This window comes from Rhizobium etli CFN 42, from assembly GCF_000092045.1.
Classification (GTDB): domain Bacteria; phylum Pseudomonadota; class Alphaproteobacteria; order Rhizobiales; family Rhizobiaceae; genus Rhizobium; species Rhizobium etli.
On the sequence record NC_007761.1, the window covers coordinates 2,823,301 to 2,835,563 of the forward strand.

At 62.2% G+C, this 12,263-nt stretch carries 12 protein-coding genes, 1 tRNA gene and 1 pseudogene; 5 read left to right on the forward strand and 9 right to left on the reverse strand.

Annotation, left to right across the window (positions count from 1 at the left end):
- Positions 1–16 precede the first annotated feature (16 nt).
- Entirely contained in the window at positions 17–1,075 is a 1,059-nt protein-coding gene (locus tag RHE_RS13875) for a zinc ABC transporter substrate-binding protein (RefSeq protein ID WP_011425961.1), read from the forward strand.
- Positions 1,076–1,213: 138 nt separating this feature from the next.
- On the forward strand, positions 1,214–2,419 hold the full coding sequence (gene zigA, locus RHE_RS13880; protein WP_011425962.1) for a zinc metallochaperone GTPase ZigA: 1,206 nt from the start codon (positions 1,214–1,216) through the stop codon (positions 2,417–2,419).
- 329 nt (positions 2,420–2,748) lie between these two features.
- On the opposite strand, the pseudogene RHE_RS33255 reads toward zigA, so the two are convergent.
- Positions 2,749–2,841, reverse strand: a pseudogene (locus RHE_RS33255) (RcnB family protein); the annotation flags it as partial.
- A gap of 231 nt (positions 2,842–3,072) precedes the next feature.
- Here RHE_RS33255 and RHE_RS13885 point away from each other — a divergent pair.
- Both RHE_RS13885 and RHE_RS13890 read left to right on the forward strand, forming a co-directional pair.
- Positions 3,073–3,456: a VOC family protein gene (locus RHE_RS13885; RefSeq protein WP_011425963.1), complete on the forward strand. Its 384-nt coding sequence runs from the start codon at positions 3,073–3,075 to the stop codon at positions 3,454–3,456.
- A 93-nt stretch (positions 3,457–3,549) separates the two neighbouring features.
- Positions 3,550–4,881: a hemolysin family protein gene (locus tag RHE_RS13890; protein ID WP_011425964.1), complete on the forward strand. Its 1,332-nt coding sequence runs from the start codon at positions 3,550–3,552 to the stop codon at positions 4,879–4,881.
- Here the strand turns inward: RHE_RS13890 and chrA are convergent, their stop codons facing one another.
- Both chrA and RHE_RS13900 read right to left on the reverse strand, forming a co-directional pair.
- Positions 4,882–6,303: a chromate efflux transporter gene (gene chrA / locus RHE_RS13895; protein WP_011425965.1), complete on the reverse strand. Its 1,422-nt coding sequence runs from the start codon at positions 6,301–6,303 to the stop codon at positions 4,882–4,884.
- A gap of 1 nt (position 6,304) precedes the next feature.
- Entirely contained in the window at positions 6,305–7,120 is an 816-nt protein-coding gene (locus RHE_RS13900; RefSeq protein WP_011425966.1) for a chromate resistance protein ChrB domain-containing protein, read from the reverse strand.
- Positions 7,121–7,548: 428 nt separating this feature from the next.
- Here RHE_RS13900 and RHE_RS13910 point away from each other — a divergent pair, with 428 nt between their 5' ends.
- The gene (locus RHE_RS13910) at positions 7,549–7,863 is read left to right on the forward strand and encodes a hypothetical protein (protein ID WP_020921710.1); all 315 of its coding nucleotides are present in this window, start codon (positions 7,549–7,551) and stop codon (positions 7,861–7,863) included.
- Positions 7,864–8,198: 335 nt separating this feature from the next.
- Here RHE_RS13910 and RHE_RS13915 read toward each other — a convergent pair whose 3' ends face one another.
- From RHE_RS13915 to RHE_RS13940, 6 genes are all read right to left on the reverse strand, one after another.
- Positions 8,199–8,501, reverse strand: coding sequence for a hypothetical protein (locus RHE_RS13915; protein WP_011425967.1), 303 nt, complete (start codon positions 8,499–8,501; stop codon positions 8,199–8,201).
- 90 nt (positions 8,502–8,591) lie between these two features.
- Positions 8,592–8,888, reverse strand: coding sequence for a hypothetical protein (locus tag RHE_RS13920; protein WP_042118718.1), 297 nt, complete (start codon positions 8,886–8,888; stop codon positions 8,592–8,594).
- A 124-nt stretch (positions 8,889–9,012) separates the two neighbouring features.
- Positions 9,013–9,088, reverse strand: a tRNA-Lys gene (locus tag RHE_RS13925).
- Between the two features lie 219 nt (positions 9,089–9,307).
- Positions 9,308–10,219 (reverse strand): PhzF family phenazine biosynthesis protein, encoded by a 912-nt coding sequence (locus RHE_RS13930; RefSeq protein WP_011425968.1) that lies wholly within the window; start codon positions 10,217–10,219, stop codon positions 9,308–9,310.
- A gap of 64 nt (positions 10,220–10,283) precedes the next feature.
- On the reverse strand, positions 10,284–11,057 hold the full coding sequence (locus tag RHE_RS13935; RefSeq protein WP_020921712.1) for an NUDIX hydrolase: 774 nt from the start codon (positions 11,055–11,057) through the stop codon (positions 10,284–10,286).
- Positions 11,054–12,163 (reverse strand): endonuclease/exonuclease/phosphatase family protein, encoded by a 1,110-nt coding sequence (locus tag RHE_RS13940; protein WP_011425970.1) that lies wholly within the window; start codon positions 12,161–12,163, stop codon positions 11,054–11,056. The genes RHE_RS13935 and RHE_RS13940 overlap by 4 nt, the downstream gene beginning before the upstream one ends.
- Positions 12,164–12,263: the final 100 nt, after the last annotated feature.

Here is a 12,263-nt window from a genome sequence, read left to right on the forward strand (position 1 = left end):
TCAAGCGGAGCACATGATGAAACGCGCCTTGGGGCCTGCCTGGCACAGCCTGGCCCTCAGAATTCCGACTACCCTCGCCATCCCGGCCTTCGCGATCCCTGCTTTGCTCTTTGCCGGCACGATGCAGGCAGCCGATGCGCCCGTCGTCGTCACCTCGATCAAGCCGATCCATTCACTGGTTTCGGCAATCATGCAGGGCGTCGGCGAGCCAGAGCTGATCGTCGATGGCGCCTCCTCCCCGCACACCTACAGCATGAAGCCTTCGAACGCGCGGTCGCTACAGGAGGCCAAGGTCATCTTCTGGGTCGGCCCGAACCTGGAGGCTTTCCTGGAAAAGCCGCTCGAGGCGCTGGGCTCGAACGCCAGTGTCGTCGAACTCGACAATGCGCCTGGTTTGACCAGGCTGCCCTTCCGCGAAGGCGGCGCCTTCGAGGCGCATGACGACGGGGACCATGAAAGCGCTCCCGAGCATGCGGATGCCGCCGAAGATGACCAAGGTCACGATCATGCGGCCGAGCAAGCGCATCATGATGATCATGAAGAGCATGAGCACGGCGCCTTCGACACCCATCTCTGGCTCGACCCGATGAACGCAAAGGCGATGGCCGCTGTCATCACCACCACGATGGTCGCCGCCGACCCCGCCAATGCGCTGACCTATCAGGCCAATGCCAAGGCGCTTGATGATAAGCTGACGGCGCTGGACAGGGAGATCGCCGCCACCGTCGCTCCCGTCAAGGACAAACCTTTCGTCGTCTTCCACGACGCCTATCAATATTTCGAGCACCGCTACGGCATTCGCGTCGCCGGTTCTATCACCGTCAGCCCGGAAAACATTCCCGGCGCCGAACGCGTCTCGGAAATCCACCGCAAGGTCGGCGAACTCGGCGCAACCTGCGTCTTTGCGGAGCCGCAATTCGAGCCGCGCCTCGTCAAGGTCGTCATCGAAGGCACAAGCGCCAAATCCGGCGTGCTCGATCCGGAAGCGGCGACGCTGAAGGCCGGCTCTGATCTCTACTTCACCCTCATGCGCGGCATCGCCGACAGCATCAAGGCTTGCCTTTCCAGCGCATGATATTCATGCGACGCGCGGGAGCACCCAAGTAGAAAGCGCCCCGGGGAAAGCTGAAGCGGAAAGAGGCGGATGACCCCGTTCCGCCTTTTTTCGGCACCAGACATGTAATGATATAACATTAATACCAATGAGGTTCTCATGGATAACAGACTTCCGGTCACGGTGCTCTCCGGCTTTCTCGGCGCCGGGAAGACGACGCTGCTGAACCACGTGCTCACCAATCGCGAGGGCTTGCGCGTCGCCGTCATCGTCAACGATATGAGCGAGGTGAATATCGACGCCGCGCTCGTGCGCGATGGCGGCGCCAATCTCTCACGCACCCAGGAACAGCTAGTCGAAATGACCAATGGCTGCATCTGCTGCACGCTCCGCGACGACCTGTTGAAGGAAGTGCGCGATCTCGCCAATCAGGGCCGCTTCGATTACCTGCTGATCGAATCCACAGGCATCGCCGAGCCCCTGCCCGTCGCCACCACCTTCGAATTCCGCGACGAGAATGGTGAAAGCCTCTCCGACGTCGCAAGGCTCGATACGATGGTGACGGTCGTCGACGCCGCCAATCTGCTTGCCGACTATGCCTCGGCCGATTTCCTCGCCGACCGCGGCGAAACGGCGGGCGATGGCGACAACAGAACCATCGTCGACCTGCTGGTCGAACAGATCGAATTTGCCGATGTCGTGGTGCTGAACAAGATCGGCACGGCAAGCGAAGAAGACCGCGACGCCGCGCGCAAGATCATCATCGGCCTCAATCCGGATGCCAAGCTGATCGAGGCGGATTTCGGCAGGGTGCCGCTCGCGCAGGTGCTCGGCACCGGCTGCTTCGATATCGAGAAAGCCGAGACCCACCCGCTCTGGTACAAGGAACTGCACGGCTTCAGGGATCATGTGCCGGAGACCGAGGAATACGGCATCCGCTCCTTCGTCTATCACGAAAAGCGGCCCTTCCATCCGGCGAAGCTGCGGGCCTTTCTCGATCGGGCATGGCCCGGCGTCGTGCGCTCGAAGGGCTTCTTCTGGCTGGCGACCCGGCCGCATTATGTCGGCGAGGTCAGCCAGGCCGGCGCGATCGTGCGCACCGGCAAGATGGGCCTCTGGTGGGCGGCCGTGCCACGCGAGCAATGGCCCGAGGAGCCAGGCTTCCTCCGCGCAATCGGCCCCTATCTCGACCCTGTCTGGGGCGACCGCCGCCAGGAAATCGTCTTCATCGGCGCCAATCCGATGGACGAGGCCTGGATCAGGAGAGAACTCGACGCCTGTCTCGTTGACAGCGATGCCTTCACACCCGAACGCTGGCGCAACCTGCCCGATCCCTTCATCAGCTGGAACAGGCAGGCGGCATGAAGGCGGCGGCGAAACGCTATCGCTGCATCTGCGAGGAATGCGAGCCGTTGCCGCCGATCGAGGGGCTGCATCCGTTGACGCACGAGGGGGATGTAAAGGTTGATGCCGGAAGACCCAAGAGACTGCTTGATATCATCGCCGCTCTGGGCCGGAAGGTTTAGGGCAGGCGCCACCTCGCCCACCCGCATCCCTGTGCTCGTCACAGAGATGAGGGAGGGCGGGGAGAGCGACGGTGCTTATCGCGGCGCGGAGGCTCGGGCCAGTCGAAGTCTCTGTACCCCTCGCCCAACTCGAAAAGGCGGCCGAAGCCGCCCTCATCCATCCACCACTCAACGTCCCACAATGACGCTGGAGATGACCCCGCTGGCAACGCCGATCAGTAGAAAGTCTTTGTCGGCGCGGACCCAGCGATAGCCGCGAGGCGTCTGCGGGGTAGAACCTTATATCTTGGTTTAATCCTATACATCCCACCGAACAGCCGCTTTCCCGGCACGATACAATCGACGCATAGTCCCAAAGATCGGATTCGATTTTCTGCGGAATTGGGCGCAGATTCACATAACGGAGCGTTGTTCCGCGCCGTCGATCGAGCGCCTGGCGCGGTCGGACCCGCCGCGAGGGATCGCTCGACTTAAGAGATGATGGAGGAAATCATGCCCGGCATCAGCATGCGTTATATCGTTGACGACGTCGACGCCGCGTTGGAATTCTACACGCGGCATCTCGGCTTCTCGGTCGCGCTTCACCCGGCCCCGAGCTTCGCCATTCTGACGAGGGGCGGTTTTCGTCTGCTGGTCAGCGGCACGACCGGACCAGGCGGCGCCTCCCAGGCAATGCCCGACGGACGAAAGCCGGAGCCCGGCGGATGGAACCGCATCCAGATCGAAGTCACCGACCTTGAAGCCGAAGTCACCAAGCTGCGTCAGGCGGGCGCGAATTTTCGCAACGACATAGTCCAGGGCATCGGCGGCAAGCAGATCCTGCTGGAAGACCCGGCCGGAAACCCTGTCGAGCTCTTCGAAGCGCCGAAGCGATAAGCGCCGCGGGATCGCAAGAATGGCGGCCGCGCCTTGCCAGCTCTGTGCGAGCGTGTAGTTTCGGACTCGCATCAATTCAGGGGTAAGCAGAATATGTCCGAATCCGCGGGCGGGCTCTTCGACTTTGTCGGGATACTAGCCGTGTTCTTTCTCGTCGCTGCCAATGGCTTCTTCGTCGCCGCCGAATTCGCACTGGTTTCGATGAGGCGCAGCCGTGTTGCCGAGCTTGTCGCGACCGGTCACATGAATGCCTCCGCTCTCCAGCGCGCCATCGACAATCTCGATGCCAATCTCGCCGCCACCCAGCTCGGCATCACCATCTCGTCGCTGGCTCTGGGCTGGGTTGGCGAGCCGGCACTCGCCCATCTGATCGAACCGTTGCTCTCGTGGCTGCCTGAGCCATGGGTAACGACCGGCGCCCATACCGTCGCCATCGTCATCGCTTTCGTCATCATCACGGCGCTGCATATCGTGCTCGGCGAGCTCGCGCCTAAAAGCCTGGCGCTGCAGCGCAGCGAGGCCACCTCGCTTGCGGTCGTGCGTCCCCTCGGCCTCTTCCTGCTATTGTTCAAGCCGGCGATCTTCACCTTGAACGGTATGGGCAACCTCGTGCTGCGGGCGGTCGGCCTTCGCGCCGGAACTGGAGAATCCTCGTTCCACTCGCCGCAGGAGTTGAAGTTGCTGGTCGCCGAGAGCCAGGAGGCCGGTCTTCTGAACCAGGTGCAGCAGCAGCTCGTCGAGCGGGTATTCAACATCGGCGACCGGCCGATCTCCGACATCATGACCCCGCGTCTCGACATCGAATGGTTCGATGCCGACGACAGCGAGGCGGAGATTCTGAAGACGATCCGAGAATGCAGCCATGAGCAGTTGCTGGTCGCGCGCGGCTCGATCGACGAGCCGATCGGCATGGTGTTGAAGAAGGATCTTCTCGATCAGGTTCTCGACGGCGGCAAGGTCAGGCCGCTGGAGGTGATCAAGCAGCCCCTGGTGCTGCATGAGGGTAGCAAGGTCGTGCGCGTCATCGACAGCTTCAAGGCGTCGCCCGTGCGCCTCGCCATCGTCGTCGACGAATATGGTAGCCTCGAGGGTATTGTCACCCAGACCGACCTGCTCGAGGCCATCGCCGGCGATCTGCCGGGCGCCGACGAGGAGCCCGACATCGTCGTACGGGAAGACGGTTCGCTGCTGATCGACGCCATGATGCCGGCCTTCGACGCCTTCGAACGACTGGGCCTCAAGGATCGCCCCGACGCCGATTTCCATACGCTGGCGGGCTTCGCGCTGCATCAGCTCCAGCATATCCCGGAAGCCGGCGAAACCTTCCTTTTCGAAGACTGGCGCTTCGAGGTGCTCGACATGGATGGCATGCGCATCGACAAGATGCTCGCAACCCGCATTCCCGCCGAGGGAGCAGAGGCCTGATCAATTCATCGCCAGCGTCCAGAGCATGCCTGCGATCGCACACCCGAAGAGCGTCGCAATAACTGAGGTCTTGAAGCGGAAGAGCGCGATGGCGGCAGCGACGGAGAGCGCGATTGCCGCCGGTACGGCAGATTGCAGCTCAGGAATATCGAGCCGCAGGTTTCCGAAACTGACCTGCGCGACTTCGGCAAACAGCGTGTGCAGCCCGAACCAGATGGCGAGGTTGAGTATGACCCCGACCACCGCCGCCGTGATCGCCGACATTGCCCCGGCAAGCGCCACATTGCCGCGCAGCTTTTCGATGAAGGGCGCACCGAGGAATATCCAGAGGAAACAGGGCACGAAGGTTACCCATGTCGTCAGGATCGCGGCAAGGGTGGCGGCAAGCATCGGATCGAGCGAGCCGGGATTGCGAAAGGCGGCCATGAAGCCGACGAACTGGAGCACCATGATCAGCGGCCCCGGCGTGGTCTCGGCCATGCCGAGACCGTCCAGCATCTCGCCGGGTTTCAGCCAGCCGAAATGCTGCACGGCCTGCTGCGCGACGTAGGCGAGCGCGGCATAGGCGCCACCGAAGGTGACGACCGCCATCTTGCTGAAGAAGAGGCCGATCTGGCTGAAGACGTCACCTGGTCCGAAGAACGTGTAAAGGACGGCGACCGGCACCAGCCAGAGGGCGAGCAGTATAGCCGATATGCGCAGCGACCAGGCGAGGTTGGCGCGCGCATGCGCCGGAATACCCTCGCCAAGCGCCGACTCGGCATCCGACAGCACCGCGCCGCTTGCGGCCTTGTGGCCGCCGCCCGCCTTGAAGGTGTCGAGGCCGAGCCGGCCGCCGAAGAAGCCGATGATTCCCGCGGCCAGCACAATCAGCGGGAACGGCACGTGGAAGAAGAAGATGGCGACGAAGGCGGCGGCCGCGACGGCAAGCATGACGCGGTTTCTCAGCGCCCGGCTCCCGATGCGGATGACGGCCTGCACGACGACGGCAAGGACGGCCGCCTTCAGGCCGAAGAACAGGCCGGCGACGATGCCGATGCTGCCGTAAGCAGCGTAGACATAGCTGAGGCCGAGGATCGACAGGAAGCCCGGCAGCACGAAGAGCACGCCGGCGACGAGACCGCCGAATGTGCGGTGCATCAGCCAGCCGATATAGACGGCAAGCTGCTGCGCCTCGGGCCCGGGGAGCAGCATGCAATAATTCAAGGCATGCAGGAAGCGGTGCTCGCCGATCCATCGCTTCTCGTCGACGATGATCCGGTGCATGACCGCGATCTGGCCGGCCGGGCCGCCGAAGCTCAAGGCGGCGACACGCAGCCACACCCGGAAGGCCTCCCCAAACGAAACGCCGTGGTGATGCCCCTCGCCCGCGTCCTTGTTGCCCGCCTGTCCGGCGGGCGCATTCTCCGTCATGTCGACCATCTCATGCCCTCTTTTTCGGTGCAGGCCAGTTGTGGGTCTCTTCGGTCGCATCGCGGCACCAGCGGAAGAAGGCATCGTAGAGAAGCATTCCGGCCTCGAGCTGCTCCAGATCGTCGGAATACATTCTGGAGAGGCCGAGCGAAGCGGCAAGCAGACCGGACGCCTCGGGCGCGAGATCGAGCCTGGCCGTATCCGCCGCCCTGACGATCTGCGCCAGGCGCAAGAGCGGTTCAGATGCCAACCCGAACTCCTCGACCATCACGTCGAAGGTGCAGAGCTCGCCGCGATGACTCCAGAACACGTCCTCGATGTCGAAGGGCGCAGCCCCGAAGCGCTCGCCGACAGCGACAACCTCAGGGGCCGGCACGAACAGGAAGACGGCATTCGGATCGATGAAGCGCCGGATCAGCCAGGGACAGGCGATGCGGTCGATTTTCGGCCGCGCCCTGGTCACCCAGACGGTGCGCCCCTGCGCGTCACGGCGCGACAGCTTCGCCTCGGGCACCGCTGGTCCGGCCGCGGCCCAGGCTTCGAAGCCGCCGGCGAGGCTTTCCGCCTCAATTCCCGCATGCCTGAGATAGGCGGCGACACCATGGCTGAGCTTGGCTCCCCTGTGGCAGACCACGACGACGGCATCGGCATCGATGCTATCAGCCCAGGACGCAACCTCGGCGTGGTCGCGCCGGATCGAGCCCGGCACAAGGCGCGGATCGAGCGCGAAATCCTCGTCCGTGCGGACGTCGATGATGCGGGGCGCCCCAGGAGTGCCGATGAGGCGGTTGAGCTTGTCGGGAGATATTTCGAGAAATGACGGCATGACGCGTCCCTCCGTTGATCGGCTTTACCGGACGCGATTCTTCAGCATGTCGCCTCGTGGGGTGATCGCAACCCCAGAACCAAAGCATTGGCAAACCCATTCCCTCCTGTCAAGGAAGATGCTTCCCCGGCGCTGGTGCCTATTTACGTGACTGCTATGCTGTCCGTATGACAGCCGTGCTGTGTATCCGCGGCTTACCGTGCACCCGAAAGGCCGGAGCCTCGAAGGACGCGCGCAGCGCTGCTCGTTGCATCCATCAACCACAGCCGCGCCCGCCTCGCTGTTAAAACTTCCTCAGCCCCCGACATAAAGCTCTCCCATAAGTCACTCGCGGGCCAAAAACCCCGCCAATACAAACGCTTCGGCCCCAGAATGGAACAAAAGTCCCACTCATCCATTTCTTCCTCACCGAAAGAGGAGAAAGTACCATGACGTACGACCCCAATAATGCCAACGATCCGAACCGCCCGCTGAACCCGAACCTGGACCTGCGCACGACGCCGACGCCGCGCAGCAGCAATACGTGGGTTGTTTGGGTTGCTGCATTGGCCGTGATCGCTGTTGCTGCATTCGCCTATTCGCAGTGGAGCAGCACATCTCCCGGCACTTCGCCGGATACGACAGCCTCCACGACCCAGTCCGAGCCGGCCCCGGCTAAGCCGATCGCTCCGACCGACAACAGCGCAACGCCTGCTCCGGCACCTGCACCGGCCACCCCGCCGGCCGCTCCTGCCCAGCAGTAACCGCTGCCGATCGTAAGAAGCCGCGCTAGATGCCTCCTTGGCGTATCCGGCAGGACACGCCAAGGAGGATCTATGCATCGAATAGAGTATGGGACCCCACCTCAGAGTGACGCACGGCTTCTTTCTACCGGCCGGCCCTTGAATAACCGCAATCGGCACTTATTTAGAGATTATGAAATTTGTCTCTGACGGCTGACCACGGATGTACTGGCAGCCGTCATTGAGACAGATCGAGGAAGGTCGGTGCGAGTTTCGCCCGGCCTTTTTTCTTGGCCTGTTGGTGAAGACTGAGCGATTTCACGGTCCCCGCGTGAAGCGTAACCTGCAGCCCGATATTAATTGGGAATCCTGTTGTAGAAGGACTGCGGATCGTACACGCACTCATAGTCGAGAACGCACATCTTCCCGTCCCCATCCCTCACCGTTGCATTGTCGTACTTGTCACCCAGATTGCATCGGGCCGGCGGATAACGGAAGCTGCGACCGCCGATGCCCATACGCACGAAAACGGCTTTGTCCTTTCGGATGATTTGCGCAAGCTCCTTGCAGCCGTGATCCCTGGCATTGACCTCAACCGCCTCGACGGCAAGGGCTGCGGACGGAAACAACAGGGCGAAGGCCAAAAAGACGCTTTTCATGGGAACTCCTGGATGCGAGAGCGTGATGGCAGCAAAAAAACGAGAGCGGTTTCGGATGATATCCCACGCAACTGAAAACGAATTCTGATTTCACGGAAATTTATAGGGCGACGCCGGGTCGAACACGCAGGCATAGTCCAGAACGCAAGCGCTCCCTTCGGCATCGCGAACGCTTGCGGTACTGCGCTTGTCGCCCATGCCGCACTGCGCCGGCGGGTAGCGGAAGCTGCGGCCGCCGAGGCCGACACGGACAAAGACCTTCTTGTTCTGTCGGATGATCTGCGCAAGCTCGCTGCAGCTGTGGTCCCCCGCTCTGACCTCCATTGCGCTGGCGGCAAAGGCCGGCAGTGGCAAGGATAAAACCACGGCGAATATGACGGTTCTCATGGACCACTCCCGTTAACGAGGAGGAGATAGGATGCGCAGGTCGACGCAGCCAGTCGCGCCGAAACTGCCGGTCTCGAAACGAGACCATACGCTGATGCAATTCAATCAATCTTATCAAGAGATTTGGTGGGTGATGTAGGGCTCGAACCTACGACCCGCTGATTAAGAGTCAGCTGCTCTACCAACTGAGCTAATCACCCGTTCGCGCTTGGCTGCGCGGTGTGACGGGGCGTATAAACAGGATCGGCTGGCTTGTCCAGCGCATCAACGAAAATTCTTTGGTTAATCTCAAAGATTTTTCCGCAGCGCCGAAATGCGGCGCACAATCCTGGAAATCGGAGTTGATCTCCAAGAGGGATGACGCGCCAATTCAAGGTGATAGAGCGTCCCGCCTGTCGGAGCGGGGCGCTCGCATAAACTCAAAGGTCGAGTGTGCCGCTCGCCAGCCGCACCGCCTGGCCGCCGATCCGCGCGTTGGAAATCGTCCCGCCTTCGACATCGATATGCAGGTGGATGAAAGACGGACGGCCCATCTCGACGCCCTGCTCGATCATGATCGGGTGGTGCCCGTCCGTCAGCCGGTCGAAATGGCGGATTGCGCCGGAAAGCGCGGCCGCCGCCGCACCGGTGGCCGGATCCTCGACGATGCCCATGCCGCTGGCGAACATGCGCGCATGGAACTTCGCCACGTGGTTGACGCCGCCGCGGCAATAGACATAGGCCGAGGCAAGCGCGCCATCGACGAAGGGCACGATCTTTTCCCAAAGCTGCGGATCGAATTCCACCCGCTGCGCCGTGCCGACATCGTGCACCGGAATGAGCAGAAACGGAACGCCGGCGCTCCAGACCGAGGGGACGTGATTTTCGAAGCCGATTTCGGTGACCTTCAACGACAGGGCATCGGCAATACCGAGCTTGTCGAGCGGCATTACGGCCTGCTGCGATTTGCGCGGCAGGTCAAATTCGGCAAAGCTCGCCTCACCCTCTCTCAGCCGCACGGCGCAACGCACCGGCCCGACATTTTCCTCGAGCACGGTAACGAGATCGACCGCCGCTGCGCCATGAGCCCGCTCGGCCAGTGCCACCGCAGTGCCAACTGTAGGATGACCGGCAAAGGGCAGTTCGCGGCCAGGCGTAAAGATCCGGAGCTTCGCCGCATAGGCGGGATTGGTCGAGGGCTGCACGAAAACCGTCTCGGAGAGATTGATCTCCCGGGTGATCGCCTGCATCGCCTCGTCGCTGAGATCGTCTCCGTCAAAGACCACCGCCAGTGGATTACCGGCAAGTTTTCGATCGGTGAACACGTCATAGACGCTGTAGCTTCGCGCCACATCGGCCTCCCTGAATCGTCATCGCGCCGCCAACCTGCCCGACCAAGCGGTCGAGTGCAAGGCGCTAGCGCCGGTTACCGCTTCCGAAATACCAGTCGATGACGGGCAGCATGGCGACGTTATAGGGATGGGCCGCTGGATCGGCCGAACGGATCGCCGCCGCACCTGCGATTTCCTTGTCCTCGGCCACCAGCATGTGGGCCTCGATCCGCTCCACCATCTCGTCCGCCGTCATGTCGAAGCGGAAGAGCCTGAGCAGCGTCACCGTGCGCCTGGCATGGCTGGCAAAGAGCCCTTCCGCTGCGACCGCATCGGCCAGGTCCAGTCCGGTCTCCTCGTGAACTTCGCGACGCATATTGGCCTCGATGTCGCAGCGCCCGTCGATGATGTCCTCCGGCTCCAGCGAGCCGGCCGCGAAATAGACCTGGCCTGGATTGGCGGTATGCGCGCCCATGCGGATCGCCACCAGCGCGCCGTCCGAGCTTTCGAGCACCGGATAGGCGAAGATGTGCAGGCCGCCCTGGCGCTGCGGCTGCCGGCGCCACCACATGAAGGCGGAAAATGGAGTGACGTAGCCCTCGCCTGCAATCCCCTCTTGGCTGAACGACAGCCGCTGTTGGAACACCAGGCGGCCATCGAACAGCGCCGGGTTGGCGGCGGTTTCCTTCGCCCAGTTTTCACGGATCGCCGCTTCCTCGGCGGTGACGAAGGGATGGGTGCCGGGCAGCACACGCAGGTCGACGCCGGCGATCGGGAAAACGGTCGCTTCCGGCGGCCAGTCCAAAAAATCATCGGAGATATCGCTCGTCGGAAATTTCATATTCAAATTCGTTTTCATGGGAGATCCAGTGTCATGACGACGGGGCAGTGATCGGATGCTTTCGGCCGGTCCCAGCCAGTGCGTGGATATCGCTCCACCTCCTGGCCTGGCGGAAAGACGGTGCGGTAGGGCTGGCCGTTGCGGATGATTTCGGGCACGCGGCCGCTATTATGGGCGGCAAGCGCGGGGGAAAGCCAGATATAATCGAGCTGGCAAAGGTGCTGCTCCTGCGGTCCGCGCGCGTGATAGAGCGTCCAACGATCAAGGGGTTGGCGACGGACCACGACATTTTCGGCAAAGCCGTCATGACTGAACACGTCGAGCGCGCTTTCGGCCTCTGGCTGATGCTCGAAACGATAACCGGCGCCGCGCCGGCCAACAACATCGACGCGCTCCTGATAATCATTCATATCACCGCAAATGGCGAAGCTCTTCTTGGCCGTGCGGCCGGCGCCGAACCTGTCCTCGATGATGCGGCGCACGGCGCGCGCTTCGGCACGACGGAGCGGCAGCGTCGACTGCCGCCCGTCCAATCCGTCACGGGGGTTGCCCATCGATTTGAAATGCACGACGTAGAGCGAGAGCGGTCGGCCGCCGATCAGAAGATCGAGCTCCAGGCAATCGCGCTTGAAGATCTTGTCGTCGATGCGATTGGTGAGCGCCAGGTCCTCATCGAAGAGATCAAAGTCGCGATAGGTCTTCATTGCATGGCTTCTGATGTCCTTGACTTCGATCTTCTGGCCGTCGCGCGTTTCCTCGCGCATCAGGACAGCGACATCGATGCCGCGGCTGTCATTGCCCTCGACCAGGAATTTCTGTCGGTAGCCGTTTCCGACCATGCGGAAGAGATAGCCGTATTCGAAGGCCTGCAGAGCAGCCATATTGTCGATTTCCTGCAGGCAGAGAATATCGGCATCCGCATCGGCGATGGCGAGCGCCGTCATCTGCCTGGTGTCGTCGGCCGCGGCGATCACCCGGGCCTGCTCGAGCTGCTGGTAGACGCCCTCGCTGTTGACCTCGAAGAGCTTGATGACGCGGTCCTGGCGCAGCTGATTGCGGAAGCCGGTAAAATCGAAACGGGTCAGCAGGTTTTCGACGTTGAAAGTGGCGAGGCGAAGCGACATGGCGGGAGTCCGGTTGCGGAGCGTACCTTAACCGGCAATCGCCGCAGGGAAAGACGGCAGACCAAGAAAAATGCGGACAAGTGCCGTCTGCGCCTAGATA

What these genes read in the sequence shown, in the direction of transcription:
- RHE_RS13875 (WP_011425961.1), top strand. Translation starts at nt 17, where the DNA reads ATGAAACGCGCCTTGGGGCCTGCCTGGCACAGCCTGGCCCTCAGAATT.
- RHE_RS13900 (WP_011425966.1), bottom strand. Translation starts at nt 7,120, where the DNA reads ATGCCGTCATTTCTCGAAATATCTCCCGACAAGCTCAACCGCCTCATC.
- chrA (WP_011425965.1), bottom strand. Translation starts at nt 6,303, where the DNA reads ATGGTCGACATGACGGAGAATGCGCCCGCCGGACAGGCGGGCAACAAG.
- RHE_RS13920 (WP_042118718.1), bottom strand. Translation starts at nt 8,888, where the DNA reads ATGAGAACCGTCATATTCGCCGTGGTTTTATCCTTGCCACTGCCGGCC.
- zigA (WP_011425962.1), top strand. Translation starts at nt 1,214, where the DNA reads ATGGATAACAGACTTCCGGTCACGGTGCTCTCCGGCTTTCTCGGCGCC.
- RHE_RS13910 (WP_020921710.1), top strand. Translation starts at nt 7,549, where the DNA reads ATGACGTACGACCCCAATAATGCCAACGATCCGAACCGCCCGCTGAAC.
- RHE_RS13940 (WP_011425970.1), bottom strand. Translation starts at nt 12,163, where the DNA reads ATGTCGCTTCGCCTCGCCACTTTCAACGTCGAAAACCTGCTGACCCGT.
- RHE_RS13885 (WP_011425963.1), top strand. Translation starts at nt 3,073, where the DNA reads ATGCCCGGCATCAGCATGCGTTATATCGTTGACGACGTCGACGCCGCG.
- RHE_RS13890 (WP_011425964.1), top strand. Translation starts at nt 3,550, where the DNA reads ATGTCCGAATCCGCGGGCGGGCTCTTCGACTTTGTCGGGATACTAGCC.
- RHE_RS13935 (WP_020921712.1), bottom strand. Translation starts at nt 11,057, where the DNA reads ATGAAAACGAATTTGAATATGAAATTTCCGACGAGCGATATCTCCGAT.
- RHE_RS13915 (WP_011425967.1), bottom strand. Translation starts at nt 8,501, where the DNA reads ATGAAAAGCGTCTTTTTGGCCTTCGCCCTGTTGTTTCCGTCCGCAGCC.